The sequence below is a fragment of the Paenibacillus sp. CAA11 genome (genome assembly GCF_003060825.1).
Taxonomy (GTDB): Bacteria; Bacillota; Bacilli; order Paenibacillales; family Paenibacillaceae; genus Fontibacillus.
The window spans coordinates 3,281,335-3,306,688 of record NZ_CP028922.1; the positions used below are offsets into that span (position 1 = coordinate 3,281,335).

Sequence of the window (25,354 nt, forward strand, 5' to 3'; positions counted from 1 at the left end):
GATAACTAACCAAGATACCTTCAGGATTCGTCATCCCTGTCCGTTTTATGTAAAACGTTCACACTTTTAAAGAGATACAAAATAAAAACAGTCATTTCCGCCTGCCGCTAACTTGCGGGCAAGAAAGACTGTTTTTTAGCATGTTTTATAACCATAGAAGCACAATAATCAGCAGCAGAAATAGCAACAGGATCAATAGCCCTTCCCGGTCTGCAGGACTTAACATCATCACCATAACGCCTCCGCTTCTCCTGACCTGTTCTAGTGTATTCCGCCAAAGGCCTGCCGTGCCAGTCCCAGCATACTTTTACCAGCTAAGCACATAGACAATAAACCTGCCATCGTTCATACTATAAGGAATGAAAGGGGAGATTAGTTGACATGGAACAGAAGACACTCGATCTATTCAAACACTTAACAGAATTCCCTTCCGCTCCGGGATTTGAAAGAGAGCTTCGGAGCTGGATTAAAGAACGTTTGTCCGCATATACCGAAGAGTTTGTTCAGGATCGGCTGGGAAGCCTATTCGGCGTACTTCGCGGGGATAACGAAGGACCTAAGGTCATGGTTGCCGGCCACATGGATGAGGTAGGCTTTATGGTAACCGGGATCAGCGACAATGGCATGGTTTCCTTCCAGACACTGGGCGGCTGGTTCAGCCAGGTCGTCCTTGCTCAGAGATTGCAGATCATCACACCTAATGGCCCTGTCGTCGGTGTGGTTGGCTCAACTCCAACCCATCTGCTAAGTGAGGCGGATCGCAACAAACCCGTAAATATCAAATCCATGTATCTGGACATCGGCGCTGACAGCAAAGAAGAAGCGGAAAGTGCTGGAGTACGTCCTGGATTGCAGATTGTACCTATCTGTGAGTTCACACCGCTTGTAAATCCTAAGAAAATCTTGGCGAAGGCTTGGGATAACCGCTATGGAGTGGGGTTAGCTATCGAACTCGTTGAAGCTTTACATAAAGAGAAGCTCCCTAATATCGTCTACGCTGGAGCGACAGTTCAAGAAGAGCTTGGACTTAGAGGGGCGCGCACATCGGCAAATCTAATCCAACCTGATATTTTCTTCGGCTTAGATGCAAGTGCTGCCAACGATATGACCGGAGACAAGAGGGCCTTCGGCAAGCTTGGTGAAGGCGCATTGCTGCGCATCTTCGATCCGACCATGCTGACTCACCGCGGAATGGTGGAATATGTACAGGACACTGCTGAGACCCATAAGATCAAGTACCAATACTTCGTTTCTCCTGGTGGAACAGACGCAGGGCAAGTGCATTTAAGCGGAATCGGAGTCCCTTCAACGGTCATTGGCATTTGCTCGCGCTATATTCACACGTCCTCCTCCATCATCCATACGGATGATTACGATGCTGCCAAGGAATTGCTGATCAAGCTCGTTCGAGGTCTGGATCGAACGACACTGAATACAATTCTTGAGAACGCATAATTAATTTGCAGTAAAAAAAGACCTTTACCTGCTCCTTTCGAGCGAGGCAAAGGTCTTTTGCTGTTACGGGGAAACTATTTCAAATCATTAGCTATTTGCTGCCAGCTGGCCCACAGATTATCCTTGGCCCACTTCCGGTGGCCATCATTCTCATAATCCCGAAATACGCATTCAATATGCAAAATAAGATCAAGATACAGATCATACAGCAGCTTGCGCGCCTCATATCCCGGAGTCCTATCCAGCTTACCATATCCTTGGTGAAAAGCTCTGGAATCCGCAAATCGTCTAAAATAATGCTCCATGAGCGGATCTCCCCACAAAGCCCGTTCACAATCAATAATGCCGCTGATCCGATCCTCCTCCACAAACAGATTGCCGTCCCATAAATCCCAATGTACCAGCTTCGGAGTTAATACTTCTTCCAAATAACCTCTTTGCTTGTGTACAAGCTTCAAAATCTCTGCTGAGGAGGCAGGAAGAGGTGTATGCGATTCCTCCGCATCCTTCATCAGATCCTCCATCATTCCGAAGAAAGCGGAAGGCCAATCTCCGTAACGCCTGTCTGCAGCGGCCGGACTACCGAACCGGTCTCCCTGAATCTCATTGATCATCTTGTTCAGCCGACCCAGCTCCTGCTCGACAGTTTCTCTTTGCTCAGCAGAAAGGGATTCCTTGATCTTATTGTAAGGCTCCCCTGGCAGCTTCTGCATAAAAAAATACTCACCATCTAAAATCGTTCTGTCCGTATTGTAATCATATACTTCCGGAGCCGGAACCCCTGCTTCTTGAATGAGTCTGAGCACCTCAACCTCGGTCCCCATAATCCCTTGTTCATACCTCATCGTAACAGCTTCCGGGGGAGGACCGACCTTTAAGACAACCTCCTTGCCCCCGCTTAGCTGAATCAGACAAGCCGTATTGAACCACCCATCCTCTAAAAATCTAACATCATCTACTGAAACAGCGGGCCCAAAAGACTGGGCAACCATAAGTTCAAGCTCCGAACGCTGCAGCGCCCTCTTCATTTTGCTATGCATTGTAAGACTCCTCTACCACAGATAATTAGAATAAACCCTAAGCCAATCTCTGGACCAAAATGAGAACTCCCCGTCCCGGAACCGTCACCGAGCTGCTAACCATAGAGTCACTAAGCAGCTCTTGTCTTGCTTCCGGTCCTATATCAACAGAGGCAGGCTCCGGATTATGATTAAGCAGGAATAAATAGCTGGTTCCATTCTTTACGCGCTCGGAGGTCTCGACACCTTCTGGTACGGCAAGCAGCGGCTTGACGCCTTTCTCTTCACAAATATTCGCGAGCAGTCCTTGCAGGAAGGCCTTATCAGGGCTTGAGGCTACATAATAGGCTTTGCCCTGCCCGAACTTGTTCACAGTCAGAACCGGCATGCCCTGATAGAAGTCCTGACCATATTCGGCAAGCACCTCTGCACCTTCACTATGAATAAGGTCGCACAAAATACCGCATTCATAGGAATCCTTCAACTCACCCCATTCTGACTTCATCACAATGCGATTATGCTGATCCGGGAACAAGGCATCAATTTCTTCTGCCCAAATCCCCATCACCTTTCTCAGCTCGCCCGGGTATCCGCCCGTTGTCACGATATCCGTCTCGTTAACAATACCGCTGAAGAAGGTTGTCAGGAACGTTCCTCCATTCGCCACAAACTGCTCTACCTTGCTGGCATATCCCGGTTTCACCATATATAGCACAGGAGCGATGACAATATCATAGCCTGATAGGTCCTCCTCCACGCCAATCATATCTACCTGAACATGAAGCTGGAACAAAGCATCATAGTACTTATGAACCTCTTTTACATAATCCAGAGCAACGGTTGGTCCACTGGAAAGGTCGATCGCCCAGCGATTCTCCCAGTCATATACGATCGCAACTTTAGCGCGGCTTCGCCCATCCAGCAGCTGATCCCCCAGTTGCACAAGCTCTCTTCCCAGCTCAGCACATTCCCGGAATACACGGGTATGCTCGTGTCCAACATGTTCGATCACAGCTCCATGATACTTCTCGCAGGCACCGATAGACCGGCGCAGCTGGAAGAACATCACGGTATCCGCTCCGCGGGCAACGGCCTGATAGCTCCACAACCGCATGACTCCTGGACGCTTCAGCGAATTGTAGGCTTGCCAGTTCTGCTGACTCGGCGTCTGTTCCATCAGCATGAACGGCTGACCGCTCTTCAGTCCTCGCATCAGATCATGCGTCATAGCCGTAAAGCTGACAGGCGTATCGAGAGACGGATAGTTATCCCAAGAGACGACATCCATATGTTTGGCCCACTTAAAATAGTCCAGCTCAGGATAGAATCCCATCAGATTTGTAGTAACTGGAATGTCTGGTGTATGGCGCTTGAGCTCATCATACTCCAGCTTATAGCAATCTAGAAGACTCTCCGACATAAATCTGCGATAGTCCAAAGAAATGCCTTGGAAGTTGGTACGTCCTCCCCATTCCTCACTCAGTTCACTGGCAGGAACAATCTCCTCCCAATCATAGAACGTGTGGCCCCAGAAACGAGTATTCCAAGCCTTGTTCAAAGCATCGAGATTCCCATAACGTTCCTTCAACCATTCTCTAAACTGCGTTGCACAGTTCTCACAATAACAGTAGCCGCCATATTCATTCGAGACATGCCAGATCAGCAAGGCAGGATGATCCTTATAGCGTTCAGCAAGCTTGCCTGCGAGCTGAGCCGAGTATTTACGATAGGTAGGGCTGTTCGGACAGGAATTATGTCTTCCACCAAACGCACGCTTTCTGCCTTGACTGTCAACCCGGCGAATATCAGGATACTTTCTCGCCATCCAAGCCGGATGCGCGCCTGTGCTTGTCGCCAAACACACTTTGACGCCGCTGGCATGCAGACGATCCATCTGTTCATCAAGCCAAGCAAAATCATAAGTGTCTTCACTTGGCTGATTAAGCGCCCAAGAGAACACATTGAGCGTTGCCACATCAATGCCAGCCAGCTTGAACATGCGCTCATCCTCGCTCCAGATTTCCTGGTCCCACTGTTCCGGATTATAGTCTCCTCCATACCAAATTTTCGGAAGTCTTTCATTAATCATTTGCATACACATCCTCATGTAATATAATTATATGACTATTGTAATACCGCTTTCATTCGCGATAAATATAAGATAATTGTCTTCTGAGTATCATAATATGGAACAATAAAGGGGGGGGAAGTAAACATGAAAGCACAGCGCAGATTTGTCTTTACTGTAGCAGGAGGGCGCCAGCTTCCGCTCCTTGTTGAGAGTGTTGGCTTCAACCCTGACCAGGAGCCGATTCAAAGGCCTGATGGCTATCCGGTATACCACTGGATTCAGACCTTGGAAGGAGAAGGTGTCCTAACCTGTGACAATCAGACCTGTCAGCTTCCCGTGAATACAGGTGTGCTGCTGATGCCTCATGTACCTCATGCCTATCAGGCTGCTGGAGAGAAATGGAGTACTCTGTATCTGACGCTCAGCGGCAGCAACGCGGCGGCTTTGCTGGGCTCGCTGGGAATTCACCATTCCTCTTATTTCGAATGGGAGAATGGAATTCCTCTCGGAGAACTGATCCAGGGCATGCTGGAAAGGCTGGACCAGGAGCTGGATGTCTTCGGCATAGAGACTTCCGCAGATGCTTACCGCTTTCTGCTTATGCTCAACCGGTTTGGGCAGAAGAGCGCAAGCGGCCTTACCCGCAATATAGAGAAGCTAGCCCCCTTAATTGAATGGATGGAAAGTCACTATGCGGATCCGGATATCGGGCTAGCGGAATTCTGCTCGGTAACCGGATTATCCTCCAGGTACTTAAATACACTGTTCCGCAAAAGCTTTGGTCTCTCTCCTTACGCTTACCTTCTGCATCTAAGACTCCACAAGGCCAAGGAGCTGCTGGCAGCGAGCAGGCAATTAAGCATTACTTCCATCGCTGAGCAGACCGGCTTCCGAGAAGTGAGTCATTTCATCGCAACATTCCGTAAGAATACCGGATCTACGCCGGAGCAATTTCGCCGCCTGCACTAACATGAGGAGGAGCGCATGAATCCAGGTCTCTTATTCGCTCGCGCTTAGATTTAAGGATTCACCTTTGTAAGCTGGTCTCCCTTACTGCCCTGATCCTTATACCCTTCGAACAGTGTATTCTCTGCCCGGCTCAGCGATAAAACTCAGCTGCTTGCCGCTCTCAGCCCCTGCTTTGTCCAGCAGTTTCAATGTCTCTTCTCCATACTGCACCTTGCACGGTACAGGAGCCGCTCCCGATAAAGTGATTTTAGCTTCTGTGAGCCCTCCATTCTCCCAAACGATGTCGAGCGTAAATCCACCTCTTGCCCGGAGTCCCTTTACCTCTCCCTCCTTCCAAGCGGAAGGAAGAGCTGGAAGCAAATCAATGACCTCTGCATGGCTTTGCACCAGCATTTCAGCTATTCCGGACGTCCCGCCGAAATTCCCATCAATTTGAAAAGGAGGATGGTCATCAAATAGATTGGGATAAGTAGAGCGCGACAGCAAAGTTTCAATAAAATGATGGGCTGTCTCTCCATCCCGAAGTCTAGCATACAGGTTGATCAGCCAAGCACAGCTCCACCCTGTATGTCCCCCTCCGCTGGCAATTCTCGCATCCAAAGAACTGCGGGCGGCTGCGGCCAGTTCAGGAGTATGCAGTGGATGGATCTGAGCCCCTGGATACAGCCCGTACAGATGAGAGACATGGCGGTGTCCCGGCTCTGCCTCCTCAAAATCTTCACTCCATTCCTGGATTCTCCCCGAATCGCTGATCTGCAGAGGCTTCAAGCGGGCAAGCGCCTCTACCAGCTCGGAGCAAAAACTATCATCGAGCTTCAGCTCCCCAGCCGCCTTGATGCAATTCTCAAACAATTCACGGACTAATGACAAATCCATGGCCGAACCAGCTGAGACACTGCAAGGCTCACCTTCCGGTGTTAAGAACTTGTTCTCGGGAGAAGTAGACGGGATGGTCAGCAAATTCCCCTGCTCATCCGTGACCAACCAATCCAGACAGAACATCGCTGCCCCTTTCAAGAGCGGATATGCCGTATCTTTCAGATACTTGGCATCCGGCTGATACAGGTAATGCTCCCATAGATGGCGGGATAGCCATACGCCTCCCATCGGCCAAAATGCCCAGCTGGACTCACCATCAGAAGGGGTAGACGTCCGCCATAAATCCACATTATGATGAGCGGTCCAGCCCTCACAGCCGTAATGAATACGGGCAGTCCTTGCCCCGGTCACGCTCAGATCCCGAATCAAGTCCATTAGCGGCTCGTGACATTCTCTAAGATTGCACACTTCTGCCGGCCAATAGTTCATCTCCGTATTGATGTTCGTCGTATAGTTGCTGTTCCATGGCGGCTGAAGATGAGGATTCCAGATGCCCTGCAAATGCGCAGCCTGTGTGCCCGGCCGGGATGAACCCATGAGCAGATAGCGTCCATACTGGAAATACAGCGCCTCCAGGTCTGGATCAGCCCCGGCATTCTTACGGTAAGCTTCAAGACGCTCGTCGGTAGGAAGCTGACGTTGCTCCTCACTGCCCAGCCTTAGGTCCACCCGGTTAAACAGCCGTCTGTGATCCTCGGTATGACGCGTGAGCAGCTTCTCGTAGCCAAGAGCTGCAGCCTCTTTAAGCCGCTTCCCGCACAGGAGTGTTAATTCACCCTCCCCTTCTGACGGCATGATCTCAAAACCCTTGAAGCTGGTAGCGGCTGTAAGCAGCAGCGTCAAGGACTCAGCTTCTTGAATGCGCAGGCTGTTCCCATGGACTGCTTCCAGCCGTCCCTGATGGTGGTCAAGCAGTACAGACAAGTGAATTTCAAACGTAAGGCCCCGGTCATCTTCAAACAGAACAGACTGCGGATGATCGCCCCTGTAATTGTCTGCAATATGCGAAGGACAGCGTCCCTTAAGCACAAGACACTTGTCTTCGGACACCTGAACACAGTGGTGCAGCAGAGAATCCAGTGAAAGGGTAAGGTCATGCGCCTTCCCTGCTTCGATCCGAACAACCATCACTTGATCGGGTTCGCTTACAAAAACTGTACGACGGTACGAGTCACCTTGCTGGTCGAAGCTTACACGGGATACCCCGTCATCCAGAGACAAGTCCCGAACATAGTTGGTGATTTCATCAAAGCCTGGGCTTTCTATATACAAATCACCAAGCGGCAGGTAAGCTTCCGTCCGGCGCCCAAGCATCCTGGCATCTATTAATCGTTCTGCCTCTTTGTATTGACGCTCCTGAATCAGTTTACGCGCTTTCTCAAGGTGACGGAGCGCATCGTAATTGATGGTGTCTCTGGGATACCCCGACCATAATGTATCTTCGTTGAGGCTAATCCGTTCTTTGGCGGCATCTCCGAACACCATACCTCCTATCCGGCCGTTGCCGATCGGCAGCGCCTCCTCCCACACCTTAGCAGGCTGTCTGTACCACAGACGCCAAAGCTTCTGCTCACTGTGCTCTTTGCCCATAGCTCAACCCTCCCGTTTATGTAGAGCAAAGGGCCCGAACAGGAAGCCCGGACCCTTTGCTCTTAACTTATTTTATTTAATGTCTTTACCTGTCCAGAGCGCCACTCTTGCTTTTACAAGCTCTGTATACTCCTTCTCCATCTTCTCAGCGCCTACTTTATTCAGCTCGGCGATCATACCGTCATAGACTTTATCGAAGTCGGCGGTTTTACTAAGGATGGCTTCAGGAATCCGTTTGCGGATGATATCCTGCGTCTTTTGGAAAATAACCTGGTATTGTCCGTCCGTAGGAACCGGCATGTTGTACAGCGCGCCCCATTCCTTGACAGGGAAATCCTTCTCAGTTGGCCAAAGATCTTTCCAAGTTGTTGCTTTGTAGCCCTTCAGAGATTCCTTCTCTACATCTGAATAGTTGGCCACGATTTGTTCAGGGAAGTTAGTTGTATAGTAAGAACCCGAAGGATCCTTGACTCCATCACCATAGTGTGGTGCGAAGACTGTGTACAAACTAATACCTGTTTCCTTGGCAAAGTTGGCAGCGTCATTAACCTTGCGATCCTTGATATCCTCCGGAACGACACGAACCCCGTTCTCAATCTTGTAGTGCTTGTCTTTGATGCCCCAGTTCAGCAGGACCTGGCCTTCATCGGAAGCCAGCCAGTCGATAAATTTGATCGCACGTACAGGGTCTTTACACTTATCCGTAATACCGATCCCGTATCCGTCAATCCCCACCTGCTGGAAGGAATGATCCTTATATTGTTCATTCAACGTTACCGGGAAATGACCATAGGTGTATTCATGCTTGCCTTCCTTCTTCAGGGCATTCTCGGCATCCTGGTAGCCCCATTCCTGATCGATCAGGCCGAGCACGCGGCCGCTGGAAATTTTGGCTTTATATTGGTCATCCTTTTGAACAAATGAATCCTTATCAAGAAGGCCCTCATTATACATATGGTTCAACCAGCGGAAATACTCCTTCTCTTCTGGACGCTTGTAATGAAGCTTAGCTTCATAAGTGCTCGGATCAATGTAATACTCCCCATCATCCGGGGCACCGGTTGTAAGAAACGCTGGGTTTGTAACCGTAATCATAATTCTCCAGTCATCTGCATTCAGAGTCAGCGGAATTGTAGGCTGTCCATCTGTGGTTGGATGCTTGGCAACATACTGCTTCAGAACATTCTCGAAATCTTGTACGGTTTTGATCTGAGGATAGCCCAGCTCCTTCAATACACGGTGTTGAACTTCGAATCCGCCTGTGGCGTCAAAATCCTGCTTATCTACCCCCACATTTGTTGGAATGGCATAGATTTTCTGATCATCATTGCTGTACTTCAGACGGTTCATGTTGTCCCCGAACAGCTTCTTAATATTAGGTGCATATTTATCGATAAGCTCTGTCAAATCAATCATCGCACCTGCGTCTACCAGCTTGCCGATTTCATTCTTCGCATAAATAATATCCGGATACTCACCGCTTGCTGCCATCAGGGCGATTTTACTTTGTCCGCCGCCGCTGCCCACATCGTATTCCGCTTTAATGGTGACCCCGGTTTGTTTGATAATTTCTTGGCCTACGTCATCCTTCATATTGTTCCAGTTCGGGCTTGCATCCGCGCCGAAGAAGGAGAAGGTGACCGGACTCTTGTCATCAGCTTTACTTGCATTTGTAGCTTTGTTGCCGTTCGTGCTGTCGGCACTATTGTTGGAATTGCTGCTGCAACCGCCGAGTACCAGCGCACCAGTCAAAAGAAGCATAACTAGCGATTTAGGACTGCTCCACTTCATTCTACTTTCCCCCTTGTAGGAATATAAAGCTGTATATTGTATATCAGGCTAAAGCCTGGGTATACCAAAATTGATCAACAATTGCTCTCTTACTCACCAAGTAAGTGCTTACATTTATGTGTTTTTGATACGGTTCCGACTCACTTCTACCAAAGAGAGTCTGGAACCGTAGCTATTACTCAGATGATTGAATCTGCCTTACGCTTTTACAGCGCCTAGCGTCATACCGCCAACAAAGTATCTTTGCAGGAACGGATACACAACCAAGATGGGCAGCGTAACTACAATGGTAATTGCCATCTTGATGGAATCGGGAGAAACCTGAGCCATCTGCGTGGCCAAGTCATTAGCGTTAACCATGTTGCCGCCCTGTTGAGTGCTGTCCAGCACCTTCATCAATTCGAACTGAAGCGTAGTCAGGTTCGGATTCGTGCTGTTGTAAAGATACGTATCGAACCAAGAGTTCCATTGGCCTACTGCCAAGAATAGAGCAATTGTAGCCAGTACAGGCTTACAGAGCGGCAGGATGACCCGCCAGTAAATGGTGAAATCATTTGCCCCGTCCAGCTTTGCGGATTCTTGCAGGGCATATGGCAATCCATCGATAAAGGAACGAATAACGAATACGTTAAAGGCAGCTACTAAGCCCGGCAACACATAAACCCAGAAGCTGTTGATCAGGCTAAGCTCGCGCATCAAAATGAAGGTTGGAACCATGCCCCCGGAGAAATACATCGTCATTGCCAGAATAGTTGATACAAATTTACGTGCCCGGAAATCAGGCCGGCTTAAAGTGAATGCCAGCATCGAGCCTGAGATCAAACCGAGGATCGTTCCCACTATTGTGCGAAGCACGGATATTTGAAAGCCCTGGATCAGGCCTGTATAGCTAAAGATTGTCTTATAGTTCTCCAACGTAAATGCGCGGGGCCAAATATAAACGCCGCCCTTTACCGTATCTACCGAATCATTGAATGATATCGCCAAAACGTTCAGGAAAGGATAGAGCGTAATTACCAGCACTAACACTAACAATACATAGTTTATAAGATCAAAGGCTCTCTCCGATTTGGTGAGGTTGAACGCTTTTGCCGCCATTTCTTCTCCTCCCCCTTACATGATGCTTTCTTTCGTAAATTTCTTAAACAGACCATTGGCGGTGAACAGAAGGATAATACTCACCACGGAGTTAAACATGCCGATTGCCGTACCATAGGAGAAGCGGTTAATTTCAATACCGTATCTAAGCGCATACAAATCAAGAACCTCCGAATAATCCGTAACAAGCGGGTTGCTAAGCAGCATTTGCTTCTCGAAGCCGATGCTGATTAAGTGACCGATCGACATGATCAGCAGGACCATAACGGTGGATCGGATTCCAGGCAATGTGATATTCCAGATTTGTCTGAATCGGCCTGCGCCATCCACCCGTGCCGCTTCGTACTGTTCCTGATCAATACCTGTTATAGCGGCGAGATAAATAATTGTGTTCCAGCCTGTTTCCTTCCATATATCTGAAGCGGTTACAATTGACCAGAACCAATGCCCTTTGGCCATAAATTGAATCGGTTCATCTATTAAGTGCAGCGATAACAGAACATCATTGACAATGCCTCCGTCGATCGACAGCATCTTGGTAATAATCCCGGCTACAACGACCCAAGATACAAAGTGCGGCAGGTATGATACGGTCTGCACTACGCGCTTGAACTTCATCGCCCTGACCTCATTCAGCATCACGGCAAAGATAATTGGAATGACAAAGCCGAAGACCAGACCCATAAGGCTCATGGCCAGCGTATTTCTCAACACCATATAGAAGCGCTCATCTTGGAACAGCTCTATAAAGTTATCAAAGCCCACCCATTTCTGCTCACCGAATGATTTGGCCGGCTTGTAATTCTGGAAAGCCATCGTCCAGCCCCATAACGGCAAGTAGTTGAAAACAAACAGCCACAGCACAAAGGGGATAGACATCAAATATAGGTATTTCTGTCTTCCCACGCTCCTCCAAAATCCGGTATTTTGCCTTCTTGGCTTCTTTGATTTCTTAGGGGTTACGCTTTCATTTTTAGGAGCGGTGTTGATTGTCAGCGTTTTCATTTATTAATTCCCCCTCCTCTTCTATACCTTGATTGTATAGGAGGAGGCGATTCGGTAATACCCTACAGATTTGAGAGAAAACCATGTAATAATTAGACATGGAAGATCATCGAACTCTAATTGGGGATGGAAAATTCAATCAAAGTGCCCGATCCTGCTTCGCTGGAGATCTTCAGTCCATGCTCCTCTCCATAGGACATGACAAGCCGCTGGTGTACATTCCTTAGGCCTATGCGAGAGGCCGCCGATTCCTCTGTTCCGGTGATGGAACGCATCACTTCCTCCAGCCGTTCCTCGGTCATCCCGCCGCCGTTATCTTTAATAGCAATTAAAATACTGTTCTCAGTTCGTTCTATCGTAATCTCAACTGAAATGCCCTCAGTCTTGTTCTCCAGGCCATGGACAATGGAGTTCTCGACCAGAGGCTGAATAATAAGCGGAGGAATCATGAGAGGCAGCGCTTCTGGATCTACGCTTAAACGATAGGTCAGCCGCTCTTCATAACGAAATTTCTGGATTTCCAGATAAGACTGGACCATATCCAGCTCTTCCTTAAGCGGAATGTGATCCCGGCCGATCTCCAGATTCTTGCGCATCATTTTGCCGAGAAGCCGGACGATATTGGCAATTTCACTCTCTCCTTTTAACAAAGCGTTCATGCGTATCGACTCCAAGGCATTGAACAGGAAATGAGGATTAATCTGGCTTGCCATCATTTTTAATTTAATTTCCTTCTGGGCAATCTCCAGTCTGTTATTCTGTTCGTTCGTCTCTACTACTTGGTTCATGAGCTGATTGATGCTGCCCACCATGTAGTTAAACTGCCTGGACAGCTGGCCAATCTCATCATTGCCGTCAATCCTGGAGACAACTTCAAGATCTCCCAGTGCCAGCCGGTTGAAATGACGACTTAAGCGAAGCAAACGCCGCGTTGTTAACACAGAGACGATATGTACAAACAACAGAGCAATTAATAGGACAAGGATAATGACGAGAAGCCCTGTAAAGCTAACCCGGTTGGCCCCTTCCACAATGCTCCCTGTCGCAAACACGGAAATGATCTGCAGGCCGTTCATACTGGAGGCGGGTGTCAGCTTATTCACAATGACATAAGAAGGCTTGTCCTTCACATTGCGCTTCACCGCTCCTTTATTCTCTGCACTTGAAATATCTTTGAGATCCAGATCTTGTATGGTACTTCCCACAAGCTCGGGATTTTTGGCAGCAACAATATATCCTTGCTCATCCGCTATATAGGTATCAAAAGGCTCCTGACTGAGCATGCTGTTCAGCTGTTCCTGGCTCATCTGAATAACCAGAACGCCGTTCTTGCGGGCATCGGGCAGCGAGATACGGCGAACCAGGCTCAGTCGATTCACAGGGGAGTTCTCGTTCTCCCCATCCTTAAAGTAGAACCATCCAATGTTACTGGCTTTCATAGCCGCTTGATACCAGTGCGATCTCTCCGTACTCTCATCCACTGGAATCATTTCCAGGTTGTTAATGAGCGTTGGATTATCTACATAAAAGCGAATTCCAGAAATCTCCCGATACTGTCTTACATACTGTTTGAAATCAGTATAAGAACGGTAGGCCCGTGTGAGTTCCAGTACATTCGCATATCTTTGTCCGGCGATTTTTTTCAAATCCTCGTCAAACAGCAAAATATTAGATATCCCCGTGGGAACGCCAAGCATATAAGCCGTCTGGGTCTTAATCTTCTCCACATTGTTGGTAGCCTGTTCAATCGCATTATTCAAAGCCTGCTGCCTGAAGTAAGCGGTTACCAATCCGCCTACAATCAGCACTGGAATCATCACAACGAGAATGTAAGAGATGATCAGCTTATGCTTTAATTTGAAATTGTTAGAAATCTGCACTAATCTGGCCAGCATGATTGAGTTCCTTTCCACCTGATAGAGATCAATAGGATATAAAGCGGTTTCTTGATAGATAAAGATAATTATAGAACCTGGATCTATATCTGGCTATGTTAAAAAAGGACGAAAGTAAAGAAGCCGCCTCTCCATGATGAAAAGGCGACCTCCTTAATATAGGACGTTATCTGCTTAGATTCCGTCTATTGACTACTCCAATTCAATCGAGAACTTAATCTCAGCTTGGCCTGCAGAGATGCGGACCTTAGCTTCGTCGACCCGTTCTGCACCGCTCACAGAAGCAATCTTACCCGTATCATGCAAGGACAGTTCGAAGGCTTTCCCTGATCCGCTGCCTGTTACTGTGATTGTCTTCCCGCGGCGCTCAGCGGTAACGGTCAGTTCTGTTTCACCCTTCTGATTGCGGACAACCGCTGTCGCGTTAGCTCCATCAGCCAGGGAGTATACAGACAGATTAACGCCATCTGCAAAATCATAATCCGGACGCAGCTCATTGGCTCCAAAGGCCACGATAGAGTTTTGACGAATATAGAGCGGCAGGCTGAGGAAACCATGATTTTCTTTACGCCATTTCCCGCCTTCTACAGTCTCTCCGGTAAGCAGGTGCGTCCAGCGTCCTTCCGGTAGGAAGACCTGTACGTCACCCTTCTCGCTAAATACCGGTGCTACCAAGATGGAATCCCCTAACATATACTGCCGATCCAGCGTTTCACTTGCCGGATCATCCGGGAACTCCAGAAGCATTGCGCGCATGACTGGAATCCCTTGTTCTGTTGCCTGCACAGCTGAATTATAAAGATAAGGCATCAGGCGGCATTTCAGCTTGGTGAAGAACCGGGTTACATCGACCGCTTCGTCGTCATAAGCCCATGGCACGCGGTAGGAGCTGCTTCCATGAAGACGGCTGTGGCTGGATAACAGGCCGAAGGCCAGCCAGCGCTTGAAGACATGGGATGGAGCCGTATTCTCAAATCCGCCAATATCGTGACTCCAGAAGCCAAATCCAGACAAACCTAGTGACAAGCCACCGCGCAGACTCTCTGCCATGGACTCGTAATCCGCGTAGCAGTCGCCGCCCCAGTGCACAGGGAACTGCTGCCCGCCGACCGTTGCCGACCGTGCAAACACGGCCGCCTCGTTCTTGCCAAGCTTCTCAACCAGAACATCAAATACAACCTTGTTGTACAGGAAGGTGTAATAGTTGTGCATCTTCACCGGATCAGACCCGTCATGGTACACCACATCGGTAGGAATCCGCTCGCCGAAGTCCGTCTTGAAGCTGTCGACGCCCATGTCTACCAGCTCACGCAGATAACCGGCAAACCATTCGCAGGCTGCTGGGTTCGTGAAATCAACGAGAGCCATACCCGGCTGCCACAAATTCCACTGCCATACATCCCCGTTCGGCTTCTTCACCAGATAGCCGTTCTTCTTGCCTTCCTCAAACAGCCGCGAGCGCTGTCCAATGTAAGGGTTAATCCACACACAGATTTTGAGCCCCTTCTGCTTCAGCCGTTGAAGCATGCCTTGCGGGTCCGGAAATACTCTAGCATCCCATTGGAAGTCGGTCCACTGGAATTCACGCATCCAGAAGCAGTCGAAGTGGAATACATGCAGCGGCAAGTCTCTCTCAGCCATTCCATCCACAAAAGAGTTAACGGTAGCCTCATCGTACTCTGTCGTGAAGGAAGTGGTCAGCCACAGACCGAACGTCCATGCAGGTGGAAGTGCAGGTTTACCGGTCAGATCGGTATACTTCCGCAGCACTTCCTTAGGCTCCGGCCCGTCGATTACGAAATATTCCATCGACTCTCCTGCTACACTGAACTGAACTTTCTTAACCTTCTCGGATGCAATCTCGTATGAGACATTTCCAGGATGGTTCACCAGCACGCCGTAACCCTTGTTGGTAATATAGAAAGGAATGTTCTTATAGGCTTGCTCGGAGCTTGTGCCTCCATCCTTATTCCAAATGTCCACAATCTGTCCGTTTTTCACAAATGATGTGAAGCGCTCTCCAAGCCCATAAACCCATTCGCCAACGCGAAGGTCGAGCTCTTCCCGCATGTATGTCGTGCCTTCAGGATCCGTTACATGTGCAATGGACTTAAATCCGCTGCCTGTAATGCGCTCATCACCACGGAAGAAATCTACCGACCACTGCGGACCCTTCGCAATGCGTACGCTCAGGTTGCCGCTTCTCAGCTCTGCACCGTGCTCATCCTCCTTGATCTCTACCTGATGCCCTGGAGCGCTTGCCAGTTCAAAGGACGGGCCATGATCCACCACACCGTCAAAGTGAATCAGCTTCACTCCGATCACATCTGGCATGGGTGAATGAAATTTCACAGTAAGTAAGGTTGTATTTATCATTCCTCCCCGATCGTGAATCGGAGTTGTAGACACATAGGCTGTTAGTGTGTTGTCTTTAATTTCAAAGTCGTGCACCTGCACCGCAGTGGACAAATTAAAGCCTTCCCGGATTAACCAGTTGCCGTCTGTAAACTTCATTGTTCATCAAGCCGCCCTTCAATCATTTTTTACAATTTATTTTGTAAGCGTTATACTTGCATTATAATGATAATAAAGAAGGATAACTAACATAATCGGGTGATTTTGTAATACAATTTTGATGAGGTGAATGAAATGGACAAAATGCTGCGCCAGTCGCTTAAGGAAAGTAAAATTCACGGGGAGGACCTGCTCCCTTTCGGCGCTTACAGCTATGCCTACGGGCCAGGCGAGCATGTCGTTGACTGCCACTGGCACGTAGAGGCCGAACTGTTCTATGTACTGGAAGGAGAGGTACTGTTCCAAATCGATACGGACTACTTCCCGGTCAAAGCGGGAGAAGCAGTGTTTATCGACGGCGGAGATATTCACGCAGGCCTCCCGCTGGGGGACGACGGCTGTCGCTTCTTCGCGCTCGTCTTTGACATGAATTTGCTCGCCAGTGTGCAGTACGACGCCATTCAGGAGAGAATCGTCCTTCCGCTCCAAGAGCGCAAAGCCACGTTCCCCCGCCACATCCAAGGGACAAGCGAAGCCGGACAGCGCCTCCTGCAACATATATCCGGGATCGAGAGCTGCTGCTCTGCCCTTAAGCCAGGCTATGAAGCCGCGGTAAAAGGTCATCTATTCCTTATGCTGCATGAAATCGCCGCAGGAGGGTCTGCCTGCAACCGAAGCATCAGCAATACGGGCAGCTCGGCCAAGATCGACCGTCTGAAGACGGTGCTGCTCTTCATTCAGCAGAACTATGGCCGGCCGATACGACTGGCAGAGCTTGCAGGGCTGATCCCTATGAGCGAAGGTCAATTCTGCCGCTTCTTCAAATCCATGACCCGGCAGACGCCGACCGATTATATCAACTCTTACCGGATCCGTCAGGCTGTAGAGCTGCTGCGGAATGAAGACCGCAAAATCTCTGACATTGCACTTGAAGTCGGCTTTGACAACATCAGTTATTTCATTCGGGTATTCCGAAAGACCATGAAATGCTCCCCTTCGGAATTCCGTAAGGGTGCAGAAGTCCAGGAGCTAAAAGCAGCTGCGAGCTTAAGGCACAATAATAGGGTCTGTTCCAAGCTGCCGCTAACATAGCGGTTGGAACAGACCCTTTCTTTTAACTTGAATTATTCGATGCTAAAGCGGCTTAGCAGAACAGAGCCTATGAGAACCACATAAAGATCCTGCCGTCCTTGAAGACCTTCCAGTGGAACGTTCAGCGTAGTCCACGCTTGGGCTCCTCCCGTTCGCGGTACAGCACAGCTCTTCACGAGCGGCCCGTCGGCATGATCCAGCCGCAATTCAATCCCCGCATTCGGACTAGCTGAAGAGACTCTTGCCGTGAACTGTGAAGCACCTTTCTCGCCGAAATCAACATCCTTGAATGCCGCCCATCCGGATTCACGGCGGCAGCGAATACTGCTGCCCCCTTCGGTGCACTCGTCCAGGTAAATCCCTTCATAATCATCATAATTAACAGCCTTAACCCAACCTTGCAGGCTTCTCGGAGGTATGACTTCGCCATCCGCCTCAAAGCTCGCCTCGGCCCGAATGTCACCCGAAGAGCTGCCCACCAGCACTGTATAGGTTCCAGCCTCCAGGGCATAGCGATCACGAGTAACGTCCCAGAACATCAGATCGGCAGCTGTAAGGGTGAACTCTACCTTTACAGCAGCTCCGCTATCCATATGCACCCGGCGAAATCCTCTCAGCGTCTTAAGCGGCCGAGGTATCCGAGATTGATTAGCTCGCACATACAGCTGCACCACCTCATCACCGGCAAGCTTGCTGGTGTTCTTCATCTCGACGGTCACCGTAAGACTGCCGTCCGCAGCCAAAGCTGGAGAGCTAAGCTGCAGCTGGCTATATTCAAAGCTGGAATAGCTGAGACCATGCCCGAACGGATAAAGAGCTTCTTCCTCGAAATATTGATAAGTCCGTTTCCCCTTAATAATGTCATAATCCATAAAGTCAGGTAACTGCTCTACACTGCGGTACCAGGTCATAGGCAGCCGTCCGGCAGGGTTGTATTCTCCGAACAATACGTCTGCAATAGCCCGGCCATGCTCCTGGCCGGCATGGGAAGAATACAGAATGGCTGGCACATGCTCCTGCTCCCAGTTTATGGCGAACGGGTAGCTGCCCACCAGCAGAACCACCGTGTTCGGGCTCGCTTCCTGCACCGCGCGAATCAGCTCTTGCTGCGCGGCTGGCAGCGTAATATCCGGGCGGTCAATCTCTTCCTTCCCGTTAATAAACGGGATGTTCCCTACTACAACAATTGCGGTATCTGCAGCTTTTACAGCTCTGACGGCCTCTTCAATCCCGTCTGCTACCTTCTCAATCACAAATTTTGCGGCAGGCGCGTCCGCACGATCCGCATGGGGAGCTACGATCAGCTGGCCTTGCTCGTTCATCACAATACTCCGGCCCTGCCAGTTCTTCAATTCGTAGAAGCCATTCTCGTCAGTCTCGAGTTGGAGAATCTCCTTAACAAACCAGCCTCTAGCTTCGTCAGCCGAAGCAGCCAGCAGACCCTCCTCGGTCTCAGTGACGAATTTACCACTATCATCCGCACGAAGCGTAAAGCTGCCCCATCCCCAGTCTGTCAGACGGAAAACCGGTGCAAGCTGCTTGGCCTCCACTCCCACAGCTAGGAACTTCGCAGGCTCACTATGAATGCCCACGTATTTACCTGTAGCAGCGCAGCGCAGAATCACTCTGTCACTTCCGTCGAACGCATGCACGGCTTTGCCCTCAAGCTTGCTGCGAATCCCCTCAAGCGGTGTAATCCGGTAAGCAGGCGTTCCGCTGTACCAATCCGTAAGGACTTCGTCGCCCAGCGGGCCAATCACTGCCGCCGAGCCCAGCTTATCTGCCTTCAGAGGCAGCAGCCCCTCGTTCTTCAGCAGGACGATGGATTCGCGGGCAGCAGTTAGAGACAGCTCTGCATGCTCAGGCGCACACAGCTTAGCTTCATCCACATGCGCATAGGGGTTCCGATCCGCCGGATCGAATTCCCCGAGCCGGAATCTGACCCGGAACGTATTGTGCAGCGCCCGATCCAGATCCGCCTCCTCAAGCAATCCCTGCTCAAGGGCATCCCGCAGCGCCCGGAAGGAAATCTCCTGATCATCTGTAATGCTGTCAATTCCACTTTTTACAGATCGCGCTACAGCTTCGGCATAGGACTGCACATAAGCATGATCATTGACCGTTCCCAGGACATCGCCTGCATCTCCTACGACGAATCCGTTCATGGACCATTCGCCCTTAACAATCTCATTAATCTCCGAATTCAGGTTGCAAGGAACTCCATTGACGGCGTTATACGCCGTCATCATAGATGCCGCTCCGCCTTCACGAAAGGCCGGCTCGAAAGCCTTCAAGTAATACTCCCGCTTGTTGCGGGGGTCGATGCTAACGGAAGCCGAGCCCCGATCAATTTCATTATTATTACCATAAAAGTGCTTCAGGGTGGCTACGGTTTTGTAATAGAAGGGATCTGGTCCCTGCATGCCCTTAACCAGCTCTGTGGACAGCCTTCCTGTCAGATACGGGTCCTCCCCGTAAGCTTCTTCGGTGCGCCCCCATCTTGGGTCCCGTTCCATGTCCACCGTGGGCGCCCAGACCGTAAGTCCATTTATGGCAGGATTCTTCTGATAATAGATTCTGGCCTCGTCCCCGATGACCGCGCCGATTCTTCCCATGAGGTCCGGATCCCATGTGCAAGCCAGGCCCGTATTCTGGGGAAAAACCGTTGCTTCTCCTAACCACGCGACACCATGCGCTCCTTCGGTGCCATGTTTATAAGGAAGCACGCCGAGCCTTGGAATTTCGGCTTGATATTGGCACATTAATTCAATCTTCTCTTCCAAGGTGAACCTGGACACCAAATCGGCTACCCGCTGTTCCAAAGGCAAATCCGGATTTCGAAAAGGGTAAGCGTTTGCAGAATTCATGAAGCCACCTCGTTCTCTCGCATATTGTTTACTATAGCCCAAGCCCCGATTTTAGCTGGAACCTGAGCTAAATCATCGCTATAGATATCATATCGTCAGCCGCTTCCTCGCTGCTACCAGGATAATTAGGCAGGTTTTCATATAGAAATTAGACTACTCGTTCGCTGCACCTTTACGGTAAACTGACGGGGATGTCCCTACATATTTACGGAATTTGCTGTGAAAATAATCTACATTGGTATATCCGACCTTCTCCGCAACCTGATACACCTTCATTCCCTCCTGCAGATACTTCTTCGCCTGCTCAATCCGCACCTTATCCAAATAAGTATTAAAGTACTCTCCCGTCGCATTCTTGAACAATTTTCCAAGATAGGCACTGTTGTAATTGAAAATGCCGGCCAGCGTCTCGAGTTTGAGATTATCGCTGTAATTGCGGTGGATCAGATCAAGCATGTTCTTCACTTCCTGCTCCTTAGTCCGGCTTCCCCCCTGATGCAAGGCACAGTTCAGCATTTGATCAAGGTGCTCATAAAGCGAATAAATACTATGCTGCTGATACAGCTGAGCGAATTGTTCCGTATATCCCTTTAGACCTTCAAAGTCTTCAGACTGACGAAGAGAGAGCTTGGTAAGCAGCTGTGTCATCAGCTCCGCAAATTTCCGTTTGATCTCCTGCTCGGTTTGGCCCTGGGTGACCAAGGTTTGACCATAGTTTCGGATCAAGGACTTAAGCTGAGTGCCATTACCAATGTCCAGCGCATAGTACATCTGCTCCTCCAGAGCAGATAAATCCAGTCCCTCTCCTACGGCATCTATAGGAAGCGTCAGAGGCTCATGCAGAATACGCCCATTGTCAAAATAAAATTTGTTCCGGATCAGCTCCTTCGCTTCCATGTAAGAGCGGTGCAGGTCTGTCAATTGCAGCACCTTGGAGCCTATAGCGGCTGTGAAGCAAAAAGAACTGCCCAGCAAATGCTGCAGCTCATGGCGAGCCTCCTCCCGCAGCTGCTCATGGGAAAGCGGAGTTCGGAGCACAATGTTCACTTGTGACTGTACTACCGTCCCAATCCCCCTGCCGCCCTGTTCAAACCAATCTGCCGTGCGCCGCAGTACCTGCTCCACCGTCTCAGGAGCGGCATGTTCAGGAGGAAAAAGTTCAATCACAAGCATCTGATATTCCTTCCACAGCATTCCAAGATGCTCGGCCTTATTCAATAGGCCCGGTGTTAGCGGAGCAGATCCTTTAAGAAGCGATTGGACCAGCACCTCCCGATTCCAAGACGCCGCCTCGCGACCAAGCGCTTCCTCCTCCTGTTCTCTAACACAAGCCGCCTGAATCCGCTCCAAATAAGTAACCATTTCATCTTCATCTACCGGCTTAAGAAGATAACCATCCGCTCGCTCCGAGATCGCCCTCTTGGCATATTCAAAATCAGCATAGCCGCTTAATATCAATATATGGAGCTTCGGATCAACCTTCCGGAGAGCTTGCACCAGCTCAAGTCCGTCCATCCCCGGCATACGAATATCTACAACCATAAGGCTGGGCTGCAGCTCTTTATGCTTATCCAGCGCTTCAAACGCATTCGCCGCCGTACCTGCCACAACGAACCCGTAGGATTCCCAAGGGATAAACCGGGCCAGACCTTCCCGTTGTTTGGGTTCATCATCAACAATCAGTACATTCCTCATCAGAGCCTACTCCTTCCCACCATCTCTATTTATGAAGCGGTTACAATTTGATATGCATCTGGCAACCTTGTTTCTCAATTGCATTATACTGATAACTAATCTATATAACTAATAAAATATCATGCTTCAATAACACAATATTAACATAATTTAGGAGTCTGGTTCCTTATATACAGGAAAAAAGTGGGGGGGAGGAATTCAGTGATGGCCTGAATGATGTATTTGTTCGATCTATTCCTAACCTGCAGCAAAATCCCGGACTGCCTTACTCACAGTACCGGGACTTATGAGATCAAAAAGGAATTAATTTAACTTATGCTTCATTAAGTGCTCTTAATAAAGTATGCCGATTCAGCCGTACCTCGTGGGCCTCGCGTAAGCTTCGCGCAAGCAGAGTATCATCTATGCCAAGATCAACCCGGCTTGAAGGGCCTCCTGCACGCCGCATCAATTCCCGGATGACGGATTCCTCAGGCACCTGCCGAATCCACGCGGCGAGCTGCTCCCCGTATTGGTCTACAATGCTTGGCTTCGCTCCTGGATAAGTCTTGTGATCCAAAGCTTCATGATACAGGCGAACAATTTCGGCGCAGGCAGCCCCTACTTTCGCGCCGTGCAGCAGCTGCCTTTCTCCGCGCTGGAGGTACTCCATCTCCCAATAATGGGAGACATGGTGTTCTGCGCCGGAAGCAGGATGGGATTGTCCAAATAAAAGCATAGCAATGCCTGATTCAATCAAGGCGGTCATTAGAGCCTTTATACCTGCTTCAGATCGCTTGCCGATCTCATCCACTTGATCCACACAGCTGAGCAGAGCCCGTTCCGTAATTTCCGCAATAGGGTCTGAGTAGGGCTCATCCGCAGTAAGATGCGATACCTTCCAGTCAAAGAGAGAGGTATACTTGCCGAGCATATCCCCAAAACCTGCGGCGACCAACCGCTGCGGAGCTTCCTTCAGGATATTTAAATCTGCAAAGATCGCCACCGGAGCTGTCGCCTGAATCGTCTTTTTTATTCCTCTCAGAATAATCGGGGCGCCAGCCGAAGTGAAGCCATCCACCGAGGGTGCCGTTGGTACAGATACAAAAGGGATTTGTCCATGAAGGCTTACAAACCGCGTGATATCATGAAGCGTCCCCGAACCAGCGGCAATCAGGCAATCCGTACGCTCAGGGTCAGCTTCGACGAACAGCTGCATCATGGCCACCTCATCCGCAATGACATCCCCTTGTTCATTCGGTTCAATCAGGCAGACTCTTGCCCAGATGCCTTGTGCTTCAAGAAGCTCGTTTAACTGCTTGCCGGCCGCCAGGTATGTATGCTCATCAGCAACAATAATAGGCTGGTTCCATCCCTGCTGCTTAATGTAAGCAGCCGCTTCCTGAATAGCTCCTGATTTTAGGACGATCTGTTCAAGCCGGTTTAAGGCTTCATGCGCACCATTCCGTTCTGTTTCTGGCAGTCCCATAAATTGCCATGCATTTGGCATGCTTATTTTCCTCCTCAATAGTTCTTCCTTATATATGGTTTTATCTCGTAAACAGCGTCGCAGGTTAAAGTGTGTAAGCATAGTACAACAAACTGTATTCTCGTTTTTAATTGTACGTACATTTTTACATTGCCTAAAAGAACTGAAAAACAAGGAATCTAACAAGCAGCGGCTAGCTTGTGATAGCAAATCAAACCAGACTAAGTTGAAATCGGCTGGAAATTTTCGAAAAAGGGACCAAAAATTGATTATCTTCCCCATTAAGACACGCACACTTTATCTTAATATTAATAAAATATGTACGTACATATTATTCCAATATTATTCTATTGCTTATCAATCTAACCCGCAAGGCCTAATTGTGAACAAAAAAAAGGCTAAACCCCGAGATCATGTGCAACACAACCTTCGGGGGCTTAGCTATCCCTTTCATATCAGTAACAATGTTTATGTTCATTTTCGCACCTACTGCTGCAAAGGGGATTCGGCCACTCTTTTTCGCTTACCTACTCTAACCATAAGGACTAAGGTGGCAAGACCGCAGATCAACAGTATAGAACAGACGGCAAACACCTGGTGTATTCCAGCTGTGCCAGACGCGGTTGAATTCCCCGCCGTACTAACAGGTAAGGTGACCAAGGCTCCACCCACCGCTGTGCCCAGCATCATTCCTAGGTTACGGGAGAGGGCAAGCAGACTGCTGATCAAGCCCAGGGACGGCTTCTCCACTCTGTCCATCACCAGACTGTTGTTCGGAGAAGTGATCATACCCATTGATGCACCGAGCAGGATTACAAGGAGTATAATGACTGTTACAGGAAAGCTTGGCGTCATAAATCCCAGCGTTACCACCGAACCGATCATCGCTGCCAGTCCTGCACCCAACAGCGGCAGCGGCCCCTGCTTGTCCGACCAGCTGCCGCTTAGAGGGGCGACAATAATTAGGGCTAGTGGATAACCCATCATCATCAATCCAGCCTGTGCTGCTGTCATTCCCAATTCACTTCGCAGGAAGACAGGAAGCACGAGCTGTGAAGCAAATGCGGACATATAAGTCACAATCGTAATAAATATGCCGGTCATCACGCCTGCATCCCCAAACAGGCTGAGCTGAATAAAAGGCTCCCTTCCCTCACTCCGCTTGCCGCTCCAGTGCGGAGACAGGCACCAGACTACAAAGCTCACGGTACCTAGAGCGAAAAGCAGCAGCAGAAGCATGACCTGAATACTTTCCCAGCCCCAGGCCGAGCCTAGATTGACAGCAGTAATGAGACCGGTGAGCGCTGCGGCGAACATCGCCGCCCCTGCCAGATCTACACGCCCGCCACCACCGGAATGATCCTCCGGGATGTAACGCTGTGCGAGCAGCCATGCTGCGGCTGTCAGGACGGTCAGCAGCCAGAAATTCGCCCTCCAGGAGAACCACTGGATCAAGAACCCTCCGAGACTGGGGCCGACCATGGAGCCAGCCGCGACAAAAGTACTGATGAGCCCGAGCGCCCTCCCTCGCTGCTCCTTCGGGAATACGGCAACAATGAGAGCCATATTGGTAGCCTGATACATGGAGGCTCCTATTCCTTGAAGAATCCGAAAAGGGATGAGGAGAGAAAGCGCAGGCGCTAGGGCTGAGGCTAATGCTCCAAGCATAAAGATGAAATATCCCAAGTTATGAATCCTTCTTTTTCCGAATCGATCGCCCAAGCGCCCCATCAGGGGCAGACTAACAGAGATGACCAGCAGGTATATTGTAACAATCCATTGAGCCGATGAAATAGAGGCCCCAAACTCATTCGCGATGTCTACAAGGGCTATATTAAACATACCTGCAGATAAATTGGACAGAAATGCGCCAAGGCATATTACATATTGAACAACTGCTCGAACATTCAGCCTCATGCTCTATGACCACCAAGCTTCCTCAATTC

At 49.5% G+C, this 25,354-nt stretch carries 15 protein-coding genes; 3 read left to right on the top strand and 12 right to left on the bottom strand.

All coding sequences use genetic code 11. From position 1 onward, the window contains the following. Positions 1-381 precede the first annotated feature (381 nt). Positions 382-1,455, top strand: a complete 1,074-nt coding sequence (locus DCC85_RS15420) for a M42 family metallopeptidase (protein WP_108466398.1) — start codon at positions 382-384, stop codon at positions 1,453-1,455. 74 nt (positions 1,456-1,529) lie between these two features. Here the strand turns inward: DCC85_RS15420 and DCC85_RS15425 are convergent, their stop codons facing one another. Then, complete coding sequence (locus DCC85_RS15425) at positions 1,530-2,495, bottom strand: phosphotransferase family protein (RefSeq protein ID WP_108466399.1); 966 nt, start codon at positions 2,493-2,495, stop codon at positions 1,530-1,532. A 37-nt stretch (positions 2,496-2,532) separates the two neighbouring features. Beyond that, entirely contained in the window at positions 2,533-4,563 is a 2,031-nt protein-coding gene (locus DCC85_RS15430; RefSeq protein ID WP_108466400.1) for a beta-galactosidase, read from the bottom strand. 126 nt (positions 4,564-4,689) lie between these two features. Between DCC85_RS15430 and DCC85_RS15435 the strand changes: the two genes are divergently transcribed. After that, positions 4,690-5,514 (top strand): AraC family transcriptional regulator, encoded by an 825-nt coding sequence (locus DCC85_RS15435; protein WP_108466401.1) that lies wholly within the window; start codon positions 4,690-4,692, stop codon positions 5,512-5,514. 96 nt (positions 5,515-5,610) lie between these two features. On the opposite strand, the gene DCC85_RS15440 is transcribed toward DCC85_RS15435, so the two are convergent. The 6 genes from DCC85_RS15440 to yicI all read right to left on the bottom strand — a co-directional run bounded on the left by DCC85_RS15440 (position 5,611) and on the right by yicI (position 16,286). Next, positions 5,611-7,983: a glycoside hydrolase family 95 protein gene (locus tag DCC85_RS15440; protein ID WP_108466402.1), complete on the bottom strand. Its 2,373-nt coding sequence runs from the start codon at positions 7,981-7,983 to the stop codon at positions 5,611-5,613. A 72-nt stretch (positions 7,984-8,055) separates the two neighbouring features. Next, positions 8,056-9,774 carry an ABC transporter substrate-binding protein gene (locus DCC85_RS15445; RefSeq protein WP_108466403.1) on the bottom strand — a complete coding sequence of 573 codons (1,719 nt, stop codon included), beginning with the start codon at positions 9,772-9,774 and terminating at the stop codon, positions 8,056-8,058. A 198-nt stretch (positions 9,775-9,972) separates the two neighbouring features. Next, complete coding sequence (locus tag DCC85_RS15450; protein ID WP_108466404.1) at positions 9,973-10,872, bottom strand: carbohydrate ABC transporter permease; 900 nt, start codon at positions 10,870-10,872, stop codon at positions 9,973-9,975. A gap of 15 nt (positions 10,873-10,887) precedes the next feature. After that, positions 10,888-11,877, bottom strand: a complete 990-nt coding sequence (locus DCC85_RS15455; RefSeq protein WP_108466405.1) for an ABC transporter permease — start codon at positions 11,875-11,877, stop codon at positions 10,888-10,890. Positions 11,878-11,993: 116 nt separating this feature from the next. Then, positions 11,994-13,772 carry a sensor histidine kinase gene (locus tag DCC85_RS15460; RefSeq protein WP_108466406.1) on the bottom strand — a complete coding sequence of 593 codons (1,779 nt, stop codon included), beginning with the start codon at positions 13,770-13,772 and terminating at the stop codon, positions 11,994-11,996. A gap of 192 nt (positions 13,773-13,964) precedes the next feature. Next, positions 13,965-16,286, bottom strand: a complete 2,322-nt coding sequence (yicI, locus tag DCC85_RS15465) for an alpha-xylosidase (protein WP_108466407.1) — start codon at positions 16,284-16,286, stop codon at positions 13,965-13,967. 135 nt (positions 16,287-16,421) lie between these two features. On the opposite strand from yicI, the gene DCC85_RS15470 reads away from it, so the two are divergent. Next, positions 16,422-17,378 (top strand): AraC family transcriptional regulator, encoded by a 957-nt coding sequence (locus DCC85_RS15470; RefSeq protein ID WP_108466408.1) that lies wholly within the window; start codon positions 16,422-16,424, stop codon positions 17,376-17,378. 32 nt (positions 17,379-17,410) lie between these two features. Here the strand turns inward: DCC85_RS15470 and DCC85_RS15475 are convergent, their stop codons facing one another. From DCC85_RS15475 to DCC85_RS15490, 4 genes are all read right to left on the bottom strand, one after another. Continuing rightward, a complete protein-coding gene (locus tag DCC85_RS15475) occupies positions 17,411-20,245 on the bottom strand; it encodes a glycoside hydrolase family 3 protein (protein ID WP_108466409.1) in 2,835 nt (944 codons plus the stop codon). A 153-nt stretch (positions 20,246-20,398) separates the two neighbouring features. After that, positions 20,399-21,940, bottom strand: coding sequence for a response regulator transcription factor (locus DCC85_RS15480; RefSeq protein ID WP_108466410.1), 1,542 nt, complete (start codon positions 21,938-21,940; stop codon positions 20,399-20,401). Between the two features lie 313 nt (positions 21,941-22,253). Beyond that, positions 22,254-23,429 carry a sn-glycerol-1-phosphate dehydrogenase gene (locus DCC85_RS15485; RefSeq protein WP_108466411.1) on the bottom strand — a complete coding sequence of 392 codons (1,176 nt, stop codon included), beginning with the start codon at positions 23,427-23,429 and terminating at the stop codon, positions 22,254-22,256. 465 nt (positions 23,430-23,894) lie between these two features. Further along, the gene (locus tag DCC85_RS15490; RefSeq protein ID WP_108466412.1) at positions 23,895-25,325 is read right to left on the bottom strand and encodes an MFS transporter; all 1,431 of its coding nucleotides are present in this window, start codon (positions 25,323-25,325) and stop codon (positions 23,895-23,897) included. Between the last annotated feature and the right edge of the window lie 29 nt (positions 25,326-25,354).